Raw genomic sequence first — 22,401 nt, forward strand, 5'->3', positions numbered from 1 at the left:
GCCTTATTTGCCGCCGAGCGTTACAAACAGGGTCAGGAGCCCCAGCATGCCGATGATCATGGCGAACGCGTAGTGATAGATGTAACCGGATTGGAGGAAGCGGATCACGCTGGCGAACCAGCCGATGAACCGCGCGCTGCCGTTGACGAGGCCGTCGATCACCACGACGTCACCCTCCTTCCACAGGCCGCGGCCGATCGCCACCGAACCGCGGGCGAACACCACCTCGTTGATCTTGTCCATGTAGTACTTGTTGTCGAGCAGCGTGTAGATCGGGCCGAACGCGCGGCGGATCGACGCCGGCAGCTCCGGACGCTTCAGGTACAGGAACCATGCGACGACGACACCGGCGAGCGCGAGCCAGACCGGCAGGCCCGACACCGAGTGCAGGCCCATGCCCACCCAGCCGTGGAACTCCTCGGCCATCTCGGCCAGTGCCGGATGGTTTTCGCCGATGAAGATCACCTTGTCGAACGCCACGCCGTGCGCGAAGAAGTCGCCGAACAGCATCGGGCCGACCGCGATCGCACCGATGATCACCGACGGGATCGCCAGCAGGACGAGCGGCACCCACACGACCCACGGGGTCTCGTGCGGTTCGTGCGCGTGGTCGTCATGACCGTGGCCATGGCCGTGGTCGTCGTGGCCATGCGCGGCCGCCATGCCCATCGGCGATTCCGGATGCTTCGGCTTGCGGAAACGCTCTTCGCCGTGGAACACCAGGAAGTACATGCGGAACGAGTACAGCGCCGTGACGAACACGCTCGCGACGACCGCGAAGTACGCGAAGCCCGAACCCGGCAGGTGCGACAGCTTCACCGCGTCGATGATCGAGTCCTTCGAGTAGAAGCCCGAGAAGAACGGCGTACCGATCAGCGCGAGCGAGCCGACGAGCGACGTGATCCACGTGATCGGCATGTACTTGCGCAGGCCGCCCATGTTGCGGATGTCCTGGTCGTGGTGCATGCCCATGATCACCGAGCCCGCGCCGAGGAACAGCAGCGCCTTGAAGAACGCGTGCGTCATCAGGTGGAACAACGCGACCGGGTAAGCGGACACGCCGAGCGCGACGGTCATGTAGCCGAGCTGCGACAGCGTCGAATACGCGACCACCCGCTTGATGTCGTTCTGGATGATGCCGAGGAAGCCCATGAACAGCGCCGTGATCGCGCCGATCACCATGATGAACGACAGCGCGGTGTCCGACAGCTCGAACAGCGGCGACATGCGCGCCACCATGAAGATGCCGGCCGTCACCATCGTCGCCGCGTGAATCAGCGCCGAGATCGGGGTCGGGCCTTCCATCGAGTCCGGCAGCCACACGTGCAGCGGGAACTGAGCCGATTTACCCATCGCGCCGATGAACAGGCAGATACAGGCGGCGGTCAGCAGGCCCCAGTCGGTGCCCGGGAAGTGCAGGCTCGCGAGCTCTGCGCGCCTCGCGAATACTTCGCCGTAGTTCATCGAGCCGGCGAACGCGAGCAGCAGGCCGATGCCGAGCAAGAAGCCGAAGTCGCCCACGCGGTTCACGAGGAACGCCTTCATGTTCGCGTAGATCGCGCTCTCACGCGTGAAGTAGAAGCCGATCAGCAGGTACGACACCAGACCCACCGCTTCCCAGCCGAAGAACAGCTGCAGGAAGTTGTTGCTCATCACGAGCATCAGCATCGAGAACGTGAACAGCGAGATGTACGAGAAGAAGCGCTGGTAGCCGTCTTCTTCCGCCATGTAGCCGATCGTGTAGATGTGCACCATCAGCGAGACGAAGGTCACGACGACCATCATCATCGCGGTCAGCGAATCGACGAGGAAGCCGACTTCGAGCTTCAGCGAGCCGACGTTCATCCATTCGTAGACGGTCGCGTTGAAGCTCGCGCCGCCCATCACGTCGAGGAAGACTTTCGCCGACAGGAGGAACGCGATCATCACGCCGAGGATCGTGATCCGGTGTGCGCCCTTGCGCCCGACTGCGTTCCCGAACAGCCCCGCAATCAGCGAGCCGGCCAGCGGAGCGAGCGGAATCGCCAGCAGCAGGTTTTCATTGAGTGTCGTTGACATAACAGCGTAGCCTGAGATTAACCTTTGAGCTGATCGAGATCCTCGACATTGATCGTGTCGAGCTTGCGGAACAGGGTCACCAGAATCGCGAGACCGATCGCGGCTTCCGCTGCGGCGACAGTCAGCACGAAGAACACGAAGATCTGGCCGTGTATATCGCCGAGATAGTGCGAGAACGCGACGAAGTTGGTGTTCACCGCCAGCAGCATCAGTTCGATCGCCATCAGGATGATGATGATGTTGCGGCGGTTCAGGAAGATCCCGACGATGCTGATCGCGAACAGAATCGCGCCGAGCACGAGGTAATGAGCAAGAGTCAACATGGTTTTCTTTTCTCCGCTTAGCCGTTGTTGCCCGAACCGGCTTCGCTCTGCGCCGCTTCCGGCTCCGGCTTCTCGGCGTCCATCTTCACGAGGCGCACGCGGTCGTCGCGGCGCACCTTGACCTGATCCGACACACGCTGGCGCTTGCTGTCCTTGCCCTTGCGCTCGGTCAGCCCGATCGCGGCAATGATCGCGACCAGCAGCACGAGGCCGGCGATTTCAAACGCGAAGATGTAGTCGGTGTAGATCACCTTGCCGATCAGTCGCGTGTTCGACCAGTTGGCCATTTCGCCCGTCGCCATCGCGTGCACGGTGTGCGTGTCGCCGTAGCCGCGCCACAGGATCAGCGCGGTCTCGATCACGATGATCGCGCCGACCACGGTCGCCATCGGCACGAAGCGCTTGAAGTCGCGACGCAGGTAGTCGATGTTGATGTCCAGCATCATCACGACGAACAGGAACAGCACCATCACGGCGCCCACGTACACCAGCACCAGCAGGATCGCGAGGAACTCCGCTTCCAGCAGCATCCAGATCGCGGCGGCGTTGAAGAACGCCAGCACAAGGAAAAGCGCAGACGCCACCGGGTTGCGCGAAGTGATCACCTTCAGCCCTGATACCACCAGGAGCAGCGCGAAGATGTAGAACAGTACGGTCGTGAATTCCATGATTACCGGTTCATCGTTAGGCCATAGTCAGGCGCGGCTTGCGGGACGCCCGCACCCGTCGCGGCGGCTGGCCCGTGCTTCGGGCCGGCACTGCAAACACAATCAACGATACGGCGCGTCGGCAGCCTTTGCCGCAGCGATGTCCTTCTCGTAGCGATCGCCCACCGCGAGCAGCATTTCCTTCGTGAAATACAGGTCGCCGCGCTTTTCGCCGTGGTACTCGAGAATCTGCGTCTCGACGATCGAATCGACCGGGCAGCTCTCTTCGCAGAAACCGCAGAAGATGCACTTCGTCAGGTCGATGTCGTAGCGCGTCGTGCGGCGCGTGTTGTCCGCGCGCGTTTCCGATTCGATCGTGATCGCCATGGCGGGGCACACGGCCTCGCACAGCTTGCACGCGATGCAGCGCTCTTCACCGTTCTCGTAGCGGCGCAGCGCGTGCAGCCCGCGGAAGCGCGGCGAGATCGGCGTCTTCTCTTCCGGGAACTGCACGGTGACCTTGCGCTTGAACGTGTAACGACCGGTCAGCGCGAGCCCTTTCAGCAGCTCGGTCAGGAAGAAGGTCTTAAAGAAGTGTTGGATAGCCGTCATGATTTCGTCCGATCTTTACTTCACCCAGATGTTGAGCGGCGACATCATCCAGAAGCCGACCACGATCACCCAGATCACCGTGACGGGCAGGAACACCTTCCAGCCCAGGCGCATGATCTGGTCGTAACGGTAACGCGGGAACGTCGCACGGACCCAGATGAACACCGACAGCAGTGCGAAGACCTTCAGCACCAGCCAGAAGATGCCCGGAATGAACGACAGGAACTCGAACGGTGCATCCCAGCCGCCGAGGAACAGCGTCGCAGCCAGCGCCGAGATCACGATCATGTTGATGTACTCGGCGAGGAAGAACAGCGCGAACGCCATGCCCGAGTAATCGATCATGTGACCCGCGACGATCTCCGACTCCCCTTCCACCACGTCGAACGGGTGACGGTTCGTTTCGGCGATGCCCGAGATGAAGTAGACGACGAACGCCGGCAGCAGCGGCAGCCAGTTCCACGACAGGAAGTTCACGCCGTGGCCCGCGAAGAAGCCGTGCTGCTGCGAACCGACGATTTCCGACAGGTTCAGGCTGCCGGCCGTCATCAGCACCAGCACCAGCGCGAAGCCCATCGAGATTTCGTACGAAACCATCTGCGCCGCGGCGCGCATCGCGCCGAGGAACGCGTACTTCGAGTTCGATGCCCAGCCCGCGAGAATCACCGCGTACACGCCGATCGACGAGATCGCCATCGCGTACAGCAGGCCCGCGTTCACGTTCGCGAGGACAGCTTCGGCCTGGAACGGGATCACGGCCCACACCGCGAACGCCGGCACGACGGTCATGACCGGCGCGATCAGGTACAGCCACCGGCTGGCCGCGCTCGGCTGAATGACTTCCTTCAGCAGCAGCTTCAGCACGTCGGCGATCGGCTGCAGCAGGCCGCCGGGGCCGACACGGTTCGGACCGAGACGCACGTGCATCCAGCCGATCAGCTTGCGTTCCCACAGAATCAGGTACGCGACGCACAGCAGGATGACGACGGAGACGACGAGGATGCGCACGATTGCCCACACCGTCGGCCACGCGAAGCCGAGAAGCTGGGATCCGCCCGCGTTGATCGTATCGAACAAGCTCATTTACGCCTTCTCCACCACCAGTTCACCGGACAGGCTGCCGAGCGCTGCGCCGGCAGGCGTTGCCGCCGACACGCGAACGACCGTCTCCGCAAGATTCGCGTCGCGCACGGCCGGCAACTGCACCGCACGCTCGCCCTGGCGCACGCGCACGGCGTCGCCTTCCTTCAAGCCCAGCTTGTCGAACAACGCGGCCGGCAGGGCCGCGGCATTCGCTGCCTTCGCGGCGACCGTCAGGTGCAATGCACCTGCGCGGCGCACGAGCGCGTCGGCGTGATAGATCGGCACATCGGCGAGGCGCTCGAAGCCGCCGTTCGCGGCATTCGCCGCGACGCGCGCCGGTGCGACCGACGTCTGGTTCGACAGACGGCCGGCAACCCCTGCGTCGCCGAGCGCCGCGAGACGCACTTCTTCCGCCGTCTCGTATTCGAAGTTCGGCAGGCCGAGCAGGCTGCCGAGCACGCGCAGCACCTTCCAGGCCGGACGCGTGTCGCCGAGCGGGCGCACGACGCCGTTGAAGCTCTGCACGGTGCCTTCCGCGTTGACGAACGTGCCGGCCGTTTCCGTGAACGGCGCAACCGGCAGCAGCACGTCGGCGTAGTCGAGGCCGTGCTTGAACGGCGACATCACGACGACCATTTCCGCCTGGTTCAGCGCGGCAAGCGCCTGCGCCGGATCGGCCGTATCGAATTCCGGTTCGACGTTCAGCAGCACGTAGCCCTTGCGCGGCTGCGCGAACGCTTCGCGTGCATTCAGGCCGCCGTCGCCCGGCAGCGCGCCGACGACGTGCGCACCGACCGTGTTCGCCGCTTCCGTCAGGAAGCCGAACGTGGCGCCGGTGTTGTCGGCGATCCACTGCGCGACAGCGTGCAGCTTCGCGAATTCCGGATGGCGGACCGCGACGTTGCCGAGCAGCACCGCGCGGCGTTCGCCGTTCGCGAGCGCTTGAGCGACCGTCTGTGCAGCCGGCGATGCCGTGACGCCCGCGAGCGTGTCGGGCAGCGCGACGCCGCGCAGTTGCGCGACGGCCGCGGCGATGCCGGCCAGTTCGTCGAGCCATGCCGACGGCGCGGCGACGATGCGCTGCGCGGTCGGGATCAGTGCGTCGTCACCGGTCGCGTGCAGGAAGTGCAGCTTCGCGCCGTTCTTCGCGGCCTGGCGCAGGCGGGCGGCGAACAGCGGGTGGTCGCGGCGCAGGAACGAACCGATAACGAGCGCGGCGTCCACGTTCGACAGGTCGGCGATCGGCATGCCGAGCCACGGTGCACCCTGGACCGGTGCCGAGAAATCCTGCTGGCGCAGACGGAAATCGACGTTCGGCGTCTTCAGTTCGTTGGCGAGCTGCTTCACGAGGAACAGCTCTTCAGCGGTGCTGTGCGCGCTCGCGAGCATCGCCAGCGCGTTCGCGCCGTGATCCGCGGCGATGCCCTTCAGGCCCTTCGCGACGTATTCGAGCGCGGTCTGCCAGTCGGTCTCGATCCACTGGCCGCCCTGCTTCAGCATCGGCTTCGTCAGGCGCTCTTCGCTGTTGAGGCCTTCATACGAGAAGCGGTCCTTGTCCGAGATCCAGCATTCGTTGATGGCTTCGTTCTCGAACGGCAGCACGCGCATCACGCGGTTGTTCTTCACCTGCACGACGAGGTTCGCGCCGACGGAATCGTGCGGGCTCACCGACTTGCGGCGCGACAGTTCCCAGGTACGGGCGCTGTAGCGGAACGGCTTGCTGGTCAACGCGCCGACCGGGCACAGGTCGATCATGTTGCCCGACATCTCGGAGTCGACCGTCTTGCCGACGAACGTCGTGATTTCCGAGTGCTCGCCGCGGCCCAGCATGCCGAACTCCATCACGCCGGCGATTTCCTGGCCGAAGCGGACGCAGCGCGTGCAGTGGATGCAGCGCGACATTTCTTCCATCGAGATCAGCGGGCCCACGTTCTTGTGGAACACCACGCGCTTTTCTTCCGCGTAGCGCGACGACGACTTGCCGTAGCCGACCGCCAGATCCTGCAGCTGGCATTCGCCGCCCTGATCGCAGATCGGGCAATCGAGCGGGTGATTGATGAGGAGGAATTCCATCACCGACTGCTGCGCCTTCACAGCCTTGTCGGACTGCGTGTGGACGATCATGCCGGCCGACACGGGGGTCGCGCAGGCAGGCACGGCCTTCGGCATCTTCTCGACTTCGACGAGACACATCCGGCAGTTGGCCGCAACCGACAGTTTCTTGTGATAGCAGAAGTGAGGAATGTACGTATCCGCCTTGTGCGCAGCCTGGATCACCATGCTGCCTTCGGGCACCTCGACCTTCTTGCCGTCTATTTCAAGTTCAACCATGATGGTGAATGGTCCTTAACCTATTTCCGCTCGTTCGCGCGTTCGCCCGACCGTGCGCTCAAATTCCGCAACCGGGTGTTTCGCTTCAGGCTGCCGCAGCCACATGCGGCGCGTGGCCGCCGACCATGCAGTGCTTGTGCTCGACGTGGTACGCGAATTCGTCCCAGTAGTGCTTGAGCATCCCGCGCACCGGCATCGCCGCCGCATCGCCGAGCGCACAGATCGTGCGGCCCATGATGTTCTCGGCAACCGAGTTCAGCAGGTCCAGATCTTCCTGACGGCCTTCGCCGTGCTCGATACGGTTCACGACGCGATACAGCCAGCCGGTGCCTTCACGGCACGGCGTGCACTGGCCGCACGATTCCTCGTAGTAGAAGTACGACAGGCGCAGCAGCGAGCGCACCATGCAGCGCGTCTCGTCCATCACGATCACCGCGCCGGAACCGAGCATCGAGCCCGCCTTCGCGATCGCGTCGTAATCGAGATCGGTCTGCATCATGATGTCGCCCGGGATCACCGGTGCCGACGAACCGCCCGGAATCACGGCCTTGATCTTCTTGCCGCCGCGCATCCCGCCGGCGAGCTCCATCAGCGTCGCGAACGGCGTGCCGAGCGGCACTTCATAGTTGCCCGGACGCTCGACGTCGCCCGACACCGAGAAAATCTTCGTGCCGCCGTTGTTCGGCTTGCCGATCTCGAGGTAATTCTGCGGCCCGATGGACAGCAGGAACGGCACCGCGGCAAACGTCTCGGTGTTGTTGATCGTGGTCGGCTTGCCGTACACGCCGAAGCTCGCCGGGAACGGCGGCTTGAAGCGCGGCTGGCCCTTCTTGCCCTCGAGCGACTCGAGCAGTGCCGTTTCCTCGCCGCAGATGTACGCGCCGTAACCATGGTGCGCGTGCAGCTGGAACGAGAATTCCGAGCCCATGATGTTGTCGCCGAGGAACCCCGCTGCGCGCGCTTCATCGAGCGCGGCCTCGAAGCGTCGATACACTTCGAAGATTTCGCCGTGGATGTAGTTGTAGCCAACGGTGATGCCCATCGCGTATGCGCCGATGGCCATGCCTTCGATCAGCGCGTGCGGGTTCCAGCGCAGGATGTCGCGATCCTTGAACGTGCCCGGCTCGCCTTCGTCCGAGTTGCAGACGAGGTACTTCTGCCCCGGGAACTGGCGCGGCATGAAGCTCCACTTCAGGCCGGTCGGGAAGCCCGCACCGCCACGGCCACGCAGGCCCGACGCCTTCACGTCGGCGATCACCTGCTCGGGCGTGATCTTTTCTTCGAGAATGCGGCGCAGCTGCTTGTAGCCGCCGCGCGCAACGTAGTCTTCGAGATGCCAGTTCTCGCCGTTCAGACCAGCGAGGATCAGCGGTTTGATGTGACGGTCGTGGAGGGACGTCATTTCGAGAGCTCCTCAAGCAGCTGGTCGATCTTCTCGCGGCTCATGAAGCTGCACATTCTGTGATTGTTCACCAGCAGCACCGGCGCATCGCCGCACGAGCCCATGCATTCGCCTTCCTTCAGCGTGAACTTGCCGTCGGGCGTGGTCTCGCCGAAGCTGATGCCCAGCTTCTGTTTCAGGTAGTCGGCAGTCGCTTCCGCGCCGCCGTCCGGACCCAGCTGGCACGGCAGGTTCGTGCAAAGCGTGATCTTGTGCTTGCCGACCGGGTTGAGCTCGTACATCGTGTAGAACGTCGCGACTTCCTGCACGGCAACGGCCGGCATGCCGAGATAGTCCGCAACGAACTGCATCAGTTCGGGCGACAGCCAGCCATGCTCTTCCTGAGCAACGGCCAACGCCGACATCACGGCGGACTGTTTCTGATCGGCGGGATACTTCGTCAACGCTCGATCGATTTCTTTCAGGCCTTCAGCTGAGATCATTTTCAGACACGACTCTTTCAATTCCTACCGAACGAACAACCTGCCGCACACTGGGGTGCATGGACGGCAGACCTGGCGCTCACTCTGTTGACAGCTTGCGAAGCCGCACCGGTTCAGCGCGCATCGCGTGTGACTTACTGCTCGCCGCCCGCTCGTGCGGGCGGCGCAACCATTAGCGATCGATCTCGCCGAACACGATGTCCTGCGTACCGATGATCGTGACGGCGTCGGCGATCATGTGACCGCGCGCCATTTCGTCGAGCGACGCCAGGTGAGCGAAACCCGGTGCGCGAATCTTGAGGCGATACGGCTTGTTGGCACCATCCGACACGAGGTAGATGCCGAACTCACCCTTCGGATGCTCGANCGCGCGCCATTTCGTCGAGCGACGCCAGGTGAGCGAAACCCGGTGCGCGAATCTTGAGGCGATACGGCTTGTTGGCACCATCCGACACGAGGTAGATGCCGAACTCACCCTTCGGATGCTCGACCGCCGCGTACGCTTCGCCTTCCGGCACATGGAAACCTTCGGTGAAGAGCTTGAAGTGGTGAATCAAGTCTTCCATGTTGGTCTTCATGCCGACGCGCGACGGCGGTGCAACCTTGTGATTGTCCGTCATCACCGGGCCCTGATTCTTTCGGAGCCACTCAATACACTGTTTCGCGATGCGGATCGACTGGCGCATTTCCTCGACGCGGACCAGATAGCGGTCGTAGCAATCGCCGTTCACGCCGACCGGCACGTCGAAATCCATGCGATCGTACACTTCGTACGGCTGCTTCTTGCGCAGATCCCACGCGATGCCCGAGCCGCGCAGCATCGGGCCCGTCAGGCCCATCTGCAGCGCGCGTTCCGGGCTGACCACGCCGATCCCGACCAGACGCTGTTTCCAGATCCGGTTGTCGGTCAGCAGCGTTTCGTATTCGTCGACGCACTTCGGGAAGCGCGTGAAGAAGTCGTCGATGAAGTCGAGCACCGAGCCGCTACGCGATTCGTTCATCTTCGCGAGCGCCTTCTCGTTGCGAATCTTCGACGCCTTGTATTGCGGCATCGCGTCAGGCAGATCGCGGTAGACGCCGCCCGGACGGTAGTACGCCGCGTGCATCCGGGCGCCGGACACCGCTTCGTACACGTCCATCAGGTCTTCGCGTTCGCGGAAAGCGTACAGGAACACGGCCATCGCGCCGACGTCGAGTGCGTGTGCGCCGATCCACATCAGGTGGTTCAGCACGCGCGTGATCTCGTCGAACAGCACGCGGATGTACTGCGCGCGCTCCGGCACGTCGATGCCGAGCAGCTTTTCGATCGCGAGCACATAGCCGTGCTCGTTGACCATCATCGACACGTAGTCGAGACGGTCCATGTACGGCACGGACTGGATGAAGGTCTTGGATTCCGCGAGCTTTTCGGTCGCGCGGTGCAGCAGGCCGATGTGCGGATCGGCGCGCTGGATGACTTCGCCGTCGAGCTCGAGCACCAGGCGCAGCACGCCGTGCGCTGCCGGGTGCTGCGGGCCGAAGTTGAGCGTGTAGTTCTTGATTTCTGCCATGACGCCCCCTTAATGTTTCAGACCGCCATAGCGATCCTCGCGGATCACGCGCGGCGTGATTTCGCGCGGCTCGATCGTCACCGGCTGGTACACGACCCGCTTCTCTTCCGGGTCGTAACGCATTTCGACGTAACCCGACACCGGGAAGTCCTTGCGGAACGGGTGACCGATGAAGCCGTAGTCGGTGAGGATGCGGCGCAGGTCGGGGTGGCCTTCGAACACGATGCCGTACAGGTCGAACGCTTCGCGCTCGTACCAGTTCGCGGAGGTCCAGATGTCGACCAGCGATGCCACGATCGGCAGGTCGTCGTCCGGCGCGAATGCACGCAGGCGCAGGCGCCAGTTGTTCGTGACCGACAGCAGGTGCGACACGGCCGCGAAGCGCGGGCCGTCGTAGGCGCCGTCGCCGAAGGTCTGGTAGTCGACGCCGCAGAGGTCGATCAGCTGCTCGAAACGGAGCTTCGGATCGTCGCGAAGCGTCTTTGCGACTTCGAGGTAATCGCTCGCCTTCACGACGAGCGTCAGTTCACCGATCGCTTCGGTGAGGCTCACCACGCGCGCGCCGAGCGCGGCTTCGAGGTTTGCCTTGAGAGTCTCGATTTTGCTTGCCATATTGAGGGGACGCTCGGGGCTTTATTGACGGGCGATGGTATTGGTGCGGCGGATCTTCGCCTGAAGCTGGATCACGCCGTAGACCAGCGCCTCGGCCGTGGGCGGGCAGCCCGGCACGTAGACGTCGACCGGCACGATCCGGTCGCAGCCGCGGACCACCGAATACGAGTAGTGGTAGTAGCCGCCGCCATTCGCGCACGACCCCATCGAGATCACCCAGCGCGGCTCGGCCATCTGGTCGTACACGCGGCGCAGTGCGGGTGCCATCTTGTTGCAGAGCGTGCCGGCAACGATCATCACGTCCGATTGACGCGGGCTCGGACGAAACACGACGCCGAACCGGTCCAGATCGTAACGGGCCGCGCCCGCATGCATCATCTCGACGGCGCAACACGCGAGCCCGAACGTCATCGGCCACAGCGAGCCGGTACGCGTCCAGTTGATCAGCTTGTCAGCCGTCGTGGTGACAAACCCTTCCTTCAAGACCCCTTCGATACTCATTTGCTTTCCACTCCAGACGAGCGACCGAGCGTGGCCGCTCATGCAAACCGGCGATTAACCCATCACTCCCAATCGAGCCCGCCTTTCTTCCAGATATAGGCAAAGCCCAGCAGGAATTCGAGCAGAAAAATCATCATTGCGATGAAACCCGGCCAGCCGATGTCCCGGAGCGCGACGCCCCACGGGAACAGGAATGCGGTTTCGAGATCGAAGATGATGAACAGGATGGCGACGAGGTAATACCGAACGTCGAATTTCATCCGGGCGTCTTCAAAGGCTTCGAAGCCGCACTCGTACGGTGCGTTCTTCTCGACGTCCGGCTTGTTGGGACCAAGGAGCTTGCCGATGCTGACCAGCGCTATACCTAAACCAGTGCCCACGAGGAGGAACAACAAGACGGGGTAATAGGCTGCGAGGTTCAAGGCAATCCTCTATCGGTTAGTTCTGAGCGTCCGGAGAATACCACTATCCGGCGGAAGGAATCATTTCGGAGTGCATGCGATCGCAAGACAACCGCAAGCACACCCCAGAAATGAAAAATGCCAGCCACTAGAAGCGGCTGGCATTGAGTAACTTTGGTGCCGACGGCGAGACTCGAACTCGCACAGCTTTCGCCACTACCCCCTCAAGATAGCGTGTCTACCAATTTCACCACGTCGGCACTGCATGCAACTCGGGTTATGCTGCTCGTTTCCCGCGAATCGCTTCAAGAATTAAATTCTAACCCGACTTCCAGAATTGTTCAACGCACAACCGCAAAATTTTTGACTTTTTATTTCGGGACGTCCTGGCCCGGCGCGCTTGCAGCCGAACCCGCTGCAGCGGACGCCGCGACAGCCGGTGCCGATGCGGCGGACACCGGTGCCGGAGCGGTCGCCGCCGCGCCCAGCACGCCTGCCGACGGCGTCGACTTGTACGAACCGAGGTACGTCAGCGCGAGCGTCGCGATAAAAAAGATCGTCGCGAGGATACCCGTCGTGCGCGACAGGAAGTTCGCCGAGCCCGTCGCACCGAACAGGCTGCCCGACGCGCCGCTGCCGAATGCAGCACCCATGTCGGCACCCTTGCCGTGCTGCAGCAGCACGAGACCAATCACACCAAGTGCAGACAGTACCTGCACCACAATAATCAGCGTTTTGAATAACAGCATCACACCCACCCGATTGGATCGGGCGACCGGATCGACCGGCCGCCGTCATGGTTCAATTCGATCTCGGACCGCTCAACGCGCGGCCCGACAGATCGCCAGGAAATCTTCCGCCTTCAGCGACGCGCCGCCGATCAGGCCGCCGTCGATGTCCGGCTGCGCGAACAGCTCTTCCGCGTTGTCCGGCTTCACGCTGCCGCCGTACAGCACGGACACGTCCGCCGCACCCTTCGCCGCGAGACGCGCACGCAGGAACGCGTGCACGTCCTGCGCCTGCGCCGACGTCGCGCTCTTGCCCGTGCCGATCGCCCAGACCGGCTCGTACGCGACGACGATGCGCACCGCCTCGTCAGCCGTCAGCACGGCCAGCACCGCGTCGAGCTGCGCACCGACGACCTGCTCGGTCGCGCCCGACTCGCGCTCGTCGAGCGTCTCGCCGACGCACACAACGGGCGTGAGGCCGGCCGCGAGCGCGCGCTGCGTCTTCGCCGCGACCGTCTCGCTGCTTTCGCCGTGATACGCGCGACGCTCCGAATGGCCGACGATCGCATAGCGTGCGCCGAACTCGGCGACCATCGCGGCCGCCACTTCGCCGGTGAACGCGCCCTGCTCGTGCGCGGACACGTCCTGCGCGCCGAATGCGACACGACCGCCGCCAAGCTGCGCCTGAACCTGCGCGAGATACGGGAACGGCACGCACACGCCGACCGACGTTTCGGCCGCCACGGCGTCCGCGCCCTGCACCACTTCGTTCAGCAACGCCTGGTTGCCGGCCAGACGGCCGTGCATCTTCCAGTTGCCGATCACCCGCTTCGTTCTCTGTTTCGACATCGTGTCTGTCTCGTCACCGCTGTGTCATTAACGCGCCGGAAACCGGCGGTCAGGTTTGATCTGGCGAAGCAAACCGGCGATTTTACTGCGCGCGGCTTGAACCGGTCAAACCGCGCATGTCAAGCCCGGCCGCACGGGCGTCAGGCGTTCGTACCCCAATCGAGCACGATCTTGCCGGTGTGCTCGCTGCTTTCCATCAGCGCATGCGCCTGCGCGGCTTCCGCGGCCGGCAGCACACGGTAGATCACCGGCTTGATGCGGCCGTCGGCAATCAGCGGCCACACGCGCGCCTGCAGCTGCGCGGCGATGCGCGCCTTGAACTCGACCGGACGCGGCCGCAGCGTCGAACCCGTCACCGTCAGCCGGCGACGCAGGATCTCGCTCAGGTTCACGTCGGCCTTCGCCCCGCCGAGCAGCGCGATCAGCACGAGACGGCCGCCGTCCGCGAGCGCGGACAGCTCGCGCGGCACGTACGAGCCCGCCACCATGTCCAGGATCACGTCGACGCCGCGATCGTGCGTCAGCGACTTCACGACCTCGACGAAGTCTTCGGTCTTGTAGTTGATCGCGCGTTCGGCGCCGAGCGCCTCGCACGCACGGCACTTGTCGGCGGTGCCGGCCGTCGCGAACACGCGAAAGCCGAGCGCATGCGCGATCTGGATCGCCGTGACGCCGATGCCGCTCGAGCCGCCCTGCACGAGCAGCGTCTCATGCTCGCCACCCTCGCCCGCGCCAAGCTGCGCACGGTCGAACACGTTGCTCCACACGGTGAAGAACGTTTCGGGCAGCGACGCGGCCTCGATGTCGGTCAGCCCGCCGGGCACCGGCAGGCATTGCAGCAGCGGCGCGACCGCATATTCGGCATACCCACCGCCCGCGAGCAACGCGCACACGCGATCGCCAAGCTTCAGGCCGAACGGATTCAGCGCGGCATCGGACAAGTCGCCGCCGACGATTTCGCCCGCGACCTCGAGGCCCGGCAGATCCGACGCGCCCGGCGGCGGTGCATACGCCCCCTTGCGCTGAAAGACGTCAGGCCGATTCACGCCGGAAGCCGCCACCTTGATCAGCACCTCGCCGCGCTTCGGTTCGGGGCGCGGACGCTCCGCAAGCTTCAGCACGTCGGGGGCGCCGAATTCGGTGATTTCGATGGCTTTCATGGTGATGGTCGCTCCAGGATCGGAATCGGATGGCGCGCCCGTGCGCGCGGCACAGGCGCCTCGCCGGCGCTGCTGCGCCGCACAACGATGCTACAGAAAAAACGGCCGGCGCGCTTTCGCACTGCCGGCCGTTGGTCCGCCTGCCCGCTTACTGCTGCGGCGGCGTATCCGACTGCGACGCCGCCGCTGCTTCATTCAGCAGCGCCTTGGCCGACAGACGCACGCGACCCTTTTCGTCCGTCTGGATGACCTTGACCTTGACCTGCTGGCCTTCCTTCAGGTAGTCGTTGATGTCCTTCACACGCTCGTTGACGATTTCCGAGATGTGCAGCAGGCCATCCTTGCCCGGCAGCAGGTTCACGATCGCGCCGAAATCGAGCAGCTTCAGCACCGTGCCTTCGTACACCTGGCCGACTTCGATCTCGGCCGTGATGTTCTCGATGCGCTTCTTCGCTTCGGCCATGCCGTCGCTGTTCGTGCTCGCGATCGTCACGACGCCGTCGTCCGAAATGTCGATGGTCGTGCCCGTTTCTTCCGTCAGCGCGCGGATCACCGAACCGCCCTTGCCGATCACGTCGCGGATCTTTTCCGGGTTGATCTTGATCGTGATCATGCGCGGCGCGAATTCCGACAGCTGCGTGTTCGCACCCGAGACCGCCGACGTCATCTTGCCGAGGATGTGCATGCGGCCTTCCTTCGCCTGCGCGAGCGCGACCTGCATGATTTCCTTCGTGATGCCCTGGATCTTGATGTCCATCTGCAGCGCCGTCACGCCTTGTTCCGTGCCGGCCACCTTGAAGTCCATGTCGCCGAGGTGATCTTCGTCGCCGAGGATGTCGGTCAGCACCGCGAACTTGTTGCCTTCGAGGATCAGGCCCATCGCGATACCCGCGACGTGCGCCTTCATCGGCACGCCGGCGTCCATCAGCGCCAGGCAGCCGCCGCACACCGATGCCATCGACGACGAACCGTTCGATTCGGTGATTTCCGACACGACGCGGATCGAGTAGCCGAATTCGTCGGCGCTCGGCAGGCACTTGACCAGCGCGCGCTTCGCGAGGCGGCCGTGGCCGATTTCGCGACGCTTCGGCGAGCCGACTCGGCCCGTTTCGCCGGTCGCGAACGGGGGCATGTTGTAGTGGAGCATGAAGCGCTCGCGGTATTCGCCTTCGAGCGCGTCGATGATCTGCTCGTCACCCTTCGTGCCGAGCGTCGCGACGACCAGCGCCTGCGTCTCGCCGCGCGTGAACAGCGCCGAGCCGTGGGTACGCGGCAGCACGCCGGTGCGGATCTCGATCGGGCGCACGGTGCGCGTGTCGCGGCCGTCGATGCGCGGCTCGCCGTTCAGGATCTGCGAACGGACGATCTTGGCTTCGATGTCGAACAGGACGTTGCCGACGGTGGCCTTGTCGGCCGCTGCCGTACCGGCCGCCTGCGCGTCTTCCTCGAGCTTCGCCGAGGTCGCCGAGTAGACTTCCTTCAGCTTCGTCGAACGGGCTTGCTTGTCGCGGAGCTGGTAAGCAGCGAGCAGGTCGTTCTGCGCCAGTTCGGTCACGCGCGCGATCAGCGCTTCGTTCTTCGGCGCCGGCTGCCAGTCCCACTCGGGCTTGCCGCCTTCGCGCACCAGTTCGTGGATCGCGTCGATCGCCACTTGCATCTGCTCGTGGCCGAACACCACCGCGCCCAGCATCACTTCTTCCGACAGTTGATCGGCTTCCGATTCGACCATCAGCACCGCGCGTTCCGTACCTGCGACGACGAGATCGAGGCTCGATGCCTTGATCTGGTCACGCGTCGGGTTCAGCACGTAGGCGTTGTCGATGTACGCGACGCGCGCGGCACCGACCGGGCCGTTGAACGGCAGGCCCGACACGGCGAGCGCGGCCGATGCGCCGATCAGCGCAGGGATGTCCGCCGGGACTTCCGGGTTCACGGACAGCACGTGGATCACGACCTGGACTTCGTTGTAGAAGCCTTCCGGGAACAGCGGGCGCAGCGGACGGTCGATCAGGCGCGACGTCAGCGTCTCGTGCTCCGACGGACGGCCTTCGCGGCGGAAGAAGCCGCCCGGGATCTTGCCGGCCGAGTAGGTCTTCTCGAGGTAGTCGACGGTCAGCGGGAAGAAATCCTGACCCGGCTTCGCCGACTTCGCGCCGACGACGGTTGCCAGCACGACGGTGTCTTCGACGTCGACGATCACCGCACCGCTCGCCTGGCGAGCGACTTCACCGGTTTCGAGGCGCACCTTGTGCTGGCCCCACTGGAATTCCTTCACGACCTTGTTGAACATGGACATGGTTGCTCCTTTGAATGCATTTCTATCATTCACCGCATCGGCCCTGCCGTGCGGCGGCGTCGCGACCGAATCACCCGGAGCAAGGTGTGTTTCTTATGCCATTCCAGCGCGGCGCTCATGCAGCGGCGCGCTGGAATGACACAAATCCCGACTCCGGTATCGGCCGTCCCGGCAGCCCGGCACGAATGGCCGGACAGCCTGCGGTGCGCGTGACGCTACGCACCGCGCAAAAACAAAATGCCTGTATCAGCGGACTGACACAGGCATCTTGCTGGCGGCAATCGCCTCGATTACTTACGCAGACCCAGCTTCTCGATCAGCGCGCGGTAACGGTCGGCATCCTTGCCCTTGAGGTAGTCGAGCAGCTTGCGGCGGCGGCTAACCATGCGCAGCAGGCCGCGGCGGCTGTGGTGATCCTTCGCGTGGGTCTTGAAGTGACCCGTCAGTTCGACGATACGTGCGGTCAGCAGTGCGACCTGGACTTCGGGCGAACCCGTGTCGTTGGTACCGCGGGCGAACTGAGCAACGACTTCCGACTTCTTGATATCTGCAACAGACATTTGATTTCCTTTCTAACTGAACAGGCGGACACGGAAGAATGGCCGTGCCGTGACTTACAACCGGCGGGCATTGTAGCACAACTCCACGCCTTTCTTACCGCCCCCTGTCACGGGCGCGTCATCGAGCAGGTCGACGGCATCTCCGTGCGTTGCGCCGGCACCGCGAGCACCGTCCGGAAGCCGTAGCCGGAACCCTCGTTGTCGAAGCGCACGCCCGGCGTGCCGGCCTTGTCCATCTGCATTACGTAAAGGGGCTGGATCAGTTGATGATCCTGCGCGCGCATCCGCGACGCGTGGAAGCCGTCGTCGAACGACAGGCCCTCGAGAGCACGCGCGACCGCGACGGGGTCGGCCGACCCCGCGCGGTTCATCGCGGCGGCCAGCATCTCGATCATCAGGCTCATGCGCCGCACCGGATAGTCGTCCTGCGCGGCCGGGAAACGGGTCCGGAACGCGCGGTAGAACGCGTCGGATTTCGCGCCGCCCGCGTTCGGGTGCCAGTCCGCGACGGCCACGACTCGCCCGACCCCGGCGTCGCCGAGTGCCGCCGGTGCGCCGAGGCTGTTGCCGTAGAACGTATAGAACTTCGCATTCAGCCCCTGCTCGCGCGCCGCCTTCACGAGCAGCGTGAGGTCGTTGCCCCAGTTGCCGGTCACGACGGCATCGGCGCCGCTCGCGCGGATCTTCGCGACGTACGGCGAGAAATCCTTGATCCGGCCTATCGGGTGGAATTCGTCGCCGGCGATCGTCACGTCGGGGCGCCGTGCGGCGAGCGCCTGCCGCGCGAGCGTGCTCACGTCGTGGCCGAAGCTGTAGTCCTGGTTCAGCAGATAGACCTTGCGCAGCGCGCGGTCGCTCGCCATCACGTCCGCGAGCGCGGCCATCCGCATGCCTGCGTGCGCGTCGAAGCGGAAATGCCAGAAACTGCAGCGCGCGCCGGTCAGCGCCGGATCGTCGGCCGAATAGTTGAGGAACAGCATCCGGTTGTCCGGATCGCGCGCGTTCAGCTTGTCGAGCGCCGCGACGAGTGCGGCCGCGACAGCCGAGCTGTTGCCCTGTGTGACGAAACCGATATGGCGGTCCGCGGCCGCGCGCAACTGCACAAGTGCCTCCTCCGGGCTGCCTTTGCTGTCGAGCACGACCAGCTCGAGCGGATGCGCGCCGTCGCGCAGCTTCACGCCGCCCGCCGCGTTGACCTGCTCGACACCGAAGCGCAGGTTGCGCTCGACCGCCGTGCCCGCGTTCGCGAACGGGCCCGACATCCCTTCGATCAGTGCGATCCGCACCGGCTCGCCCGCGGCAAACGCGGACGACACCAGCATCCAGCCCGCGCTCAACGCGAGCGCACACCGCTTCCATCCCTGCATCGGCTACCTGCCCTTCAATCTGCCCGAGAAGCGCGGATCATAGGCCCGCGCCCCTGTCGCCCGCAAGCATCGCAGCGCCAGCGATCCGCACCGATTTTTTTCGCACGACGCGCCGTCGCGCGCCGTCCGTGATAAAACGGGATGTGTTTCCGTGTTCTGGAGAATCCCCATGGGCATTCGCATTCCCGCGCGCCTGCCGGTGCTGTTGGCCGGTGCCGCCGCGCTGCTGGCCGGTTGCGCGCAACCGTGGCAGCAATACCAGGCCGGCCAGGACGAGTCGGCGATCGTCGCGCGCATGGGCCCGCCACGCGAGATCTACGACCTGCCCGGCGGCGGCAAACGCCTGATGTGGCCGACCCAGCCGATGGGCGAGGTCACGGTCGCGGCCGACGTCGACGCCGCTCACAAGATCGTCAACGTGCGCCAGGTGCTGCAACCGAACGAGTTCTATCGCGCGGAGATCGGCAAGTGGACGAAGACCGATGTCCTCGTCAATTTCGGACGCCCCGTCGAGACATCCTACTTCCCGCTGATGAAGCGCGAGGTGTGGACGTACCGGTATCTCGAGGACAACGTCTGGTACATGATGTACAGCTTCTATTTCGATCCGCAGGGCATTCTGCGCATCACGCAGAAAACGCCGGACCCGCTGCACGATCCCGATCGCCGCAACATGTTCTGATCGATTACGCATTGACGCGCAATTTTCACCATGGCCATTCACGAATTATTGCGTGAATGGCCATTTCCTTTTTTCCGCCATCTAATTAATTCAGAAAATGCGACGGAAATCTTTTCCGATCGATGACATTCCGATGGCAATACGCTGAAATCCCCGTCATGCGGGCCTTCGCGCGGAAACAGGCATGCGCCATGCATGTCATGCGTTGGGTTGGTGCAGGCGATGCACTACGTCCAGTCAATTTGAAACAATTTGTTTCAGGACACCCGGAACGCTAGGGCATACCCCTAATATCAGTCGAAATTCAACCTTTCAATTTAGAAAGCATCATATTGCGCCAATTCGGCCGATATTCATTTGCCTTTATCAAAAAGGAGTCCTCATGAATCGCCCCAAGAGCATGCTGGTCGCCAACATCGCGTGGGCCCGCGAGACGCGCGAACACACGCCCGGCTTTTTCGACGCGCTCGCGCGCGGCCAGAATCCGCGCGTGCTGTGGATCGGCTGCTCGGACAGCCGCGTGCCGGCCGAAACCATCACGCATTGCGCACCCGGCGAGCTGTTCGTCCATCGCAACATCGCGAACCTGTTCCATCCCGACGACGACAATTCCGCCAGCGTGCTCGAGTACGCGGTGCGCGTGCTTCAGGTCGACCACGTGATCGTGTGCGGGCACTACGGCTGCGGCGGCGTGCGCGCGTCGCTGCTGCCGCCGCCATCCGACCTGCCGCACGTCGCGCGCCGCATCGCACCGCTCTGCGCGCTCGCGCGGCGCCATCGCGACACGCTCGACGGGCTCGACGACACGGTCGCCGCCGACCGCCTCGCCGAACTGAACGTGCTCGAACAGGTGCGGCTGCTGCGCGCGTCGCCGATCGTGCGGGGCCGTGAACGGCCGCCGCTCGTGCACGGCTGGATCTTTTCGCTCACCGACGGCCGCCTGCTGGAGCTCGATTCCGGCTACGCGACGCCGCTTGCCAACGTCGAACCCGTGCCGGCCGCGACGGCCGCCGCGCTCGGCTGACGCGTACCCCGCTGCCCCCTAAGCCAATGAAATCACCCCAACCATGAAACTGAACGAGCGCCTGTCCACCCTGCCGCGCGACATCGTCGCCGGCATCGTCGTTTTTCTCGTTGCGCTGCCGCTGTGTCTCGGCATCGCCAACGCATCCGGTGTCGAACCGTTCGCCGGGCTCGTGTCCGGCATTGTCGGCGGCATCGTCGTCGCGCTGCTGAGCGGCTCGTCGCTGTCCGTCAGCGGACCGGCCGCCGGGCTCGTCGTGATCGTCGTCGAAGGGATCGCGCAGCTCGGCAGCTTCTCCGCGTTCCTGCTCGCGGTGCTGCTGTCCGGCGTGCTGCAGTTCGGGTTCGGCATGCTGCGTGCCGGCCGCTTCGCCGCCTACGTGCCGTCGCCCGTCATCAAGGGCATGCTCGCCGCGATCGGCCTGCTGCTGATCGTGAAGCAGATTCCGTTTGCGTTCGGCATCGGCGGCTCGGCTGCGCAATCGTTTGCTTCGTGGCCGGGCCTGCCGGTCGCGTGGGCGGCCACGGCCATCGCGCTCGCCTCGCTCGCGCTGCTGATCGCGTGGGACACGCCCGCACTGCGCCGCTTCGCGCTAGTGCGTTCGGTGCCCGCGCCACTCGCGGTCGTCGTCCTGGGCATCGGCGCCACGCTCGTGCTGGGCGTCGTCGCGCCGTCGGTCGCGCCGGGCGCCGCCCATCGCGTGACGCTGCCCGAGCTCGGCTCGTTCGCGGCGTTCGCGGCCTCGCTCAAGCACGCGGAGCTCGGCCCGAACTTCGCGCAGCTCGTCAATCCGGACGTGTGGCGCGTCGCGATCACGCTCGCGGTCGTTGCCAGCCTCGAAACGCTGCTGAGCCTCGAAGCGGTCGAACAGATCGACCCGAAGCGCCGGCCGACGCAGCCCGACCGCGAGCTGAAGGCACAGGGCGTCGGCAATCTCGTCGCGGGTGCGTTCGGCGGCCTGCCGATCACGTCGGTGATCGTGCGCAGCTCGGTGAACGTCAACGCGGGCGCGCAAAGCCGGATGTCGGCAATCGTCCACGGGATGCTGCTGCTCGCGAGCGTGTTCGCGCTCACCGGCCTGATCAACCTGATCCCGCTCGCGAGCCTTGCCGCGATCCTGATCCACACCGGCTTCAAGCTCGCGAAACCGGCGCTGTTCCGCTCGGTGATGAAGCAGGGGCCGGCCGCGTTCGTGCCGTTCGCCGCGACGATCGCCGGCGTACTCGCGGTCGACCTGCTGTTCGGCATCGCGTTCGGCCTCGCCTGCAGCGTGCTGGCGGTCGCCGTCGCGAACCTGAAAAGCCCTGTCACGCTCGCGCAGCACGACGACCACTTCCTGCTGTCGTTCCGCAAGGACGTCTCGTTTCTCGGCAAGGTGCAGGTCAAGCATCACCTGCGGCACATTCCGGACCGGGCGGCGGTGATCATCGACGCGACACGCGCCGACTACATCGATCACGACGTGCTCGAACTGCTCGACGCGTTCGTCGCCGATGCGCCGCGGCGCGGGATCACGGTCGAGTTCCGCCGACGCAGCCCGGCGCCCCGCCCGGCCAGCCGCCGCTGGATGTTCCGCGCGCCGGCCGCCGAATGAGCGGCGCATGAAAAAACGCCCCGGCGTGAACTGACCCCACGAAGTTGGACAGTTAAAGGCTAGGCGCCGAGGGGCTGAGTCCTGTATTGCACGGGACTCAGCCCTTTCAGTTTGAGCTTGATACGTTCGTGGTTGTAGT

General features: G+C 64.4%; 21 protein-coding genes, 1 tRNA gene and 2 pseudogenes. 3 read left to right on the plus strand and 21 right to left on the minus strand.

The window, feature by feature from the left end:
• Positions 1-3 precede the first annotated feature (3 nt).
• The 20 genes and pseudogenes from nuoL to ACTRWB_RS37560 form a co-directional block, all read right to left on the minus strand.
• The gene (nuoL, locus tag ACTRWB_RS37465; protein ID WP_446904877.1) at positions 4-2,058 is read right to left on the minus strand and encodes an NADH-quinone oxidoreductase subunit L; all 2,055 of its coding nucleotides are present in this window, start codon (positions 2,056-2,058) and stop codon (positions 4-6) included.
• Between the two features lie 17 nt (positions 2,059-2,075).
• Complete coding sequence (gene nuoK, locus ACTRWB_RS37470; RefSeq protein WP_048249367.1) at positions 2,076-2,381, minus strand: NADH-quinone oxidoreductase subunit NuoK; 306 nt, start codon at positions 2,379-2,381, stop codon at positions 2,076-2,078.
• Positions 2,382-2,398: 17 nt separating this feature from the next.
• Positions 2,399-3,049 carry an NADH-quinone oxidoreductase subunit J gene (locus ACTRWB_RS37475; RefSeq protein WP_048249365.1) on the minus strand — a complete coding sequence of 217 codons (651 nt, stop codon included), beginning with the start codon at positions 3,047-3,049 and terminating at the stop codon, positions 2,399-2,401.
• Positions 3,050-3,151: 102 nt separating this feature from the next.
• Positions 3,152-3,640 carry an NADH-quinone oxidoreductase subunit NuoI gene (nuoI, locus tag ACTRWB_RS37480; protein ID WP_014896508.1) on the minus strand — a complete coding sequence of 163 codons (489 nt, stop codon included), beginning with the start codon at positions 3,638-3,640 and terminating at the stop codon, positions 3,152-3,154.
• 15 nt (positions 3,641-3,655) lie between these two features.
• Positions 3,656-4,723, minus strand: coding sequence for an NADH-quinone oxidoreductase subunit NuoH (gene nuoH / locus ACTRWB_RS37485; RefSeq protein ID WP_129512604.1), 1,068 nt, complete (start codon positions 4,721-4,723; stop codon positions 3,656-3,658).
• Complete coding sequence (nuoG, locus tag ACTRWB_RS37490; protein ID WP_446904878.1) at positions 4,724-7,054, minus strand: NADH-quinone oxidoreductase subunit NuoG; 2,331 nt, start codon at positions 7,052-7,054, stop codon at positions 4,724-4,726.
• An 85-nt stretch (positions 7,055-7,139) separates the two neighbouring features.
• A complete protein-coding gene (nuoF, locus tag ACTRWB_RS37495; protein ID WP_048249360.1) occupies positions 7,140-8,456 on the minus strand; it encodes an NADH-quinone oxidoreductase subunit NuoF in 1,317 nt (438 codons plus the stop codon).
• Complete coding sequence (nuoE, locus tag ACTRWB_RS37500) at positions 8,453-8,938, minus strand: NADH-quinone oxidoreductase subunit NuoE (RefSeq protein WP_129512606.1); 486 nt, start codon at positions 8,936-8,938, stop codon at positions 8,453-8,455. Before nuoE ends, nuoF begins: the two co-directional genes overlap by 4 nt.
• 172 nt (positions 8,939-9,110) lie before the next feature.
• A pseudogene (locus ACTRWB_RS37505) lies at positions 9,111-9,314 on the minus strand (NADH-quinone oxidoreductase subunit D-related protein); the annotation flags it as partial.
• Positions 9,307-10,488, minus strand: a pseudogene (locus ACTRWB_RS37510) (NADH-quinone oxidoreductase subunit D); the annotation flags it as partial. The pseudogenes ACTRWB_RS37505 and ACTRWB_RS37510, both read right to left, overlap by 8 nt.
• 9 nt (positions 10,489-10,497) lie before the next feature.
• Positions 10,498-11,100, minus strand: a complete 603-nt coding sequence (locus ACTRWB_RS37515; protein ID WP_006478264.1) for an NADH-quinone oxidoreductase subunit C — start codon at positions 11,098-11,100, stop codon at positions 10,498-10,500.
• Between the two features lie 21 nt (positions 11,101-11,121).
• Positions 11,122-11,601 carry a NuoB/complex I 20 kDa subunit family protein gene (locus tag ACTRWB_RS37520; protein ID WP_006398799.1) on the minus strand — a complete coding sequence of 160 codons (480 nt, stop codon included), beginning with the start codon at positions 11,599-11,601 and terminating at the stop codon, positions 11,122-11,124.
• 62 nt (positions 11,602-11,663) lie between these two features.
• Entirely contained in the window at positions 11,664-12,023 is a 360-nt protein-coding gene (locus tag ACTRWB_RS37525; protein ID WP_006398798.1) for an NADH-quinone oxidoreductase subunit A, read from the minus strand.
• A gap of 154 nt (positions 12,024-12,177) precedes the next feature.
• Positions 12,178-12,262, minus strand: a tRNA-Leu gene (locus tag ACTRWB_RS37530).
• A 111-nt stretch (positions 12,263-12,373) separates the two neighbouring features.
• A complete protein-coding gene (secG, locus tag ACTRWB_RS37535; RefSeq protein ID WP_048249357.1) occupies positions 12,374-12,751 on the minus strand; it encodes a preprotein translocase subunit SecG in 378 nt (125 codons plus the stop codon).
• Positions 12,752-12,823: 72 nt separating this feature from the next.
• Positions 12,824-13,579: a triose-phosphate isomerase gene (tpiA, locus tag ACTRWB_RS37540; protein ID WP_419684644.1), complete on the minus strand. Its 756-nt coding sequence runs from the start codon at positions 13,577-13,579 to the stop codon at positions 12,824-12,826.
• Between the two features lie 140 nt (positions 13,580-13,719).
• The gene (locus ACTRWB_RS37545; RefSeq protein ID WP_048249353.1) at positions 13,720-14,739 is read right to left on the minus strand and encodes an NAD(P)H-quinone oxidoreductase; all 1,020 of its coding nucleotides are present in this window, start codon (positions 14,737-14,739) and stop codon (positions 13,720-13,722) included.
• 148 nt (positions 14,740-14,887) lie between these two features.
• A complete protein-coding gene (gene pnp, locus ACTRWB_RS37550) occupies positions 14,888-17,035 on the minus strand; it encodes a polyribonucleotide nucleotidyltransferase (protein WP_343493706.1) in 2,148 nt (715 codons plus the stop codon).
• Between the two features lie 290 nt (positions 17,036-17,325).
• Positions 17,326-17,595: a 30S ribosomal protein S15 gene (rpsO, locus tag ACTRWB_RS37555; protein WP_006398792.1), complete on the minus strand. Its 270-nt coding sequence runs from the start codon at positions 17,593-17,595 to the stop codon at positions 17,326-17,328.
• Positions 17,596-17,702: 107 nt separating this feature from the next.
• Positions 17,703-18,962, minus strand: coding sequence for a branched-chain amino acid ABC transporter substrate-binding protein (locus ACTRWB_RS37560; protein ID WP_446904879.1), 1,260 nt, complete (start codon positions 18,960-18,962; stop codon positions 17,703-17,705).
• Positions 18,963-19,131: 169 nt separating this feature from the next.
• On the opposite strand from ACTRWB_RS37560, the gene ACTRWB_RS37565 reads away from it, so the two are divergent.
• From ACTRWB_RS37565 to ACTRWB_RS37575, 3 genes are all read left to right on the plus strand, one after another.
• Positions 19,132-19,644: a hypothetical protein gene (locus ACTRWB_RS37565; protein WP_343493704.1), complete on the plus strand. Its 513-nt coding sequence runs from the start codon at positions 19,132-19,134 to the stop codon at positions 19,642-19,644.
• 382 nt (positions 19,645-20,026) lie between these two features.
• Positions 20,027-20,668, plus strand: a complete 642-nt coding sequence (locus ACTRWB_RS37570) for a carbonic anhydrase (RefSeq protein ID WP_446904880.1) — start codon at positions 20,027-20,029, stop codon at positions 20,666-20,668.
• A gap of 43 nt (positions 20,669-20,711) precedes the next feature.
• On the plus strand, positions 20,712-22,262 hold the full coding sequence (locus tag ACTRWB_RS37575) for a SulP family inorganic anion transporter (protein ID WP_446904881.1): 1,551 nt from the start codon (positions 20,712-20,714) through the stop codon (positions 22,260-22,262).
• A gap of 59 nt (positions 22,263-22,321) precedes the next feature.
• On the opposite strand, the gene ACTRWB_RS37580 is transcribed toward ACTRWB_RS37575, so the two are convergent.
• The coding region (locus ACTRWB_RS37580) for an IS3 family transposase (protein ID WP_275905657.1) at positions 22,322-22,401 on the minus strand (80 nt) is incomplete at its 5' end.

The sequence above is a fragment of the Burkholderia sp. YIM B11467 genome, assembly GCF_052952715.1.

Excerpts from the sequence above, each read along its gene's own strand:
- ACTRWB_RS37560 (WP_446904879.1), bottom strand. The coding sequence starts at position 18,962 with ATGCAGGGATGGAAGCGGTGTGCGCTCGCGTTGAGCGCGGGCTGGATG.
- ACTRWB_RS37565 (WP_343493704.1), top strand. The coding sequence starts at position 19,132 with ATGGGCATTCGCATTCCCGCGCGCCTGCCGGTGCTGTTGGCCGGTGCC.
- nuoL (WP_446904877.1), bottom strand. The coding sequence starts at position 2,058 with ATGTCAACGACACTCAATGAAAACCTGCTGCTGGCGATTCCGCTCGCT.
- ACTRWB_RS37475 (WP_048249365.1), bottom strand. The coding sequence starts at position 3,049 with ATGGAATTCACGACCGTACTGTTCTACATCTTCGCGCTGCTCCTGGTG.
- secG (WP_048249357.1), bottom strand. The coding sequence starts at position 12,751 with ATGCTGTTATTCAAAACGCTGATTATTGTGGTGCAGGTACTGTCTGCA.
- rpsO (WP_006398792.1), bottom strand. The coding sequence starts at position 17,595 with ATGTCTGTTGCAGATATCAAGAAGTCGGAAGTCGTTGCTCAGTTCGCC.
- ACTRWB_RS37575 (WP_446904881.1), top strand. The coding sequence starts at position 20,712 with ATGAAACTGAACGAGCGCCTGTCCACCCTGCCGCGCGACATCGTCGCC.
- tpiA (WP_419684644.1), bottom strand. The coding sequence starts at position 13,579 with ATGTCGAAACAGAGAACGAAGCGGGTGATCGGCAACTGGAAGATGCAC.
- nuoK (WP_048249367.1), bottom strand. The coding sequence starts at position 2,381 with ATGTTGACTCTTGCTCATTACCTCGTGCTCGGCGCGATTCTGTTCGCG.
- ACTRWB_RS37570 (WP_446904880.1), top strand. The coding sequence starts at position 20,027 with ATGAATCGCCCCAAGAGCATGCTGGTCGCCAACATCGCGTGGGCCCGC.
- ACTRWB_RS37545 (WP_048249353.1), bottom strand. The coding sequence starts at position 14,739 with ATGAAAGCCATCGAAATCACCGAATTCGGCGCCCCCGACGTGCTGAAG.
- nuoG (WP_446904878.1), bottom strand. The coding sequence starts at position 7,054 with ATGGTTGAACTTGAAATAGACGGCAAGAAGGTCGAGGTGCCCGAAGGC.
- ACTRWB_RS37515 (WP_006478264.1), bottom strand. The coding sequence starts at position 11,100 with ATGGCAAGCAAAATCGAGACTCTCAAGGCAAACCTCGAAGCCGCGCTC.
- nuoE (WP_129512606.1), bottom strand. The coding sequence starts at position 8,938 with ATGATCTCAGCTGAAGGCCTGAAAGAAATCGATCGAGCGTTGACGAAG.
- nuoI (WP_014896508.1), bottom strand. The coding sequence starts at position 3,640 with ATGACGGCTATCCAACACTTCTTTAAGACCTTCTTCCTGACCGAGCTG.
- nuoH (WP_129512604.1), bottom strand. The coding sequence starts at position 4,723 with ATGAGCTTGTTCGATACGATCAACGCGGGCGGATCCCAGCTTCTCGGC.
- nuoF (WP_048249360.1), bottom strand. The coding sequence starts at position 8,456 with ATGACGTCCCTCCACGACCGTCACATCAAACCGCTGATCCTCGCTGGT.
- ACTRWB_RS37520 (WP_006398799.1), bottom strand. The coding sequence starts at position 11,601 with ATGAGTATCGAAGGGGTCTTGAAGGAAGGGTTTGTCACCACGACGGCT.
- pnp (WP_343493706.1), bottom strand. The coding sequence starts at position 17,035 with ATGTCCATGTTCAACAAGGTCGTGAAGGAATTCCAGTGGGGCCAGCAC.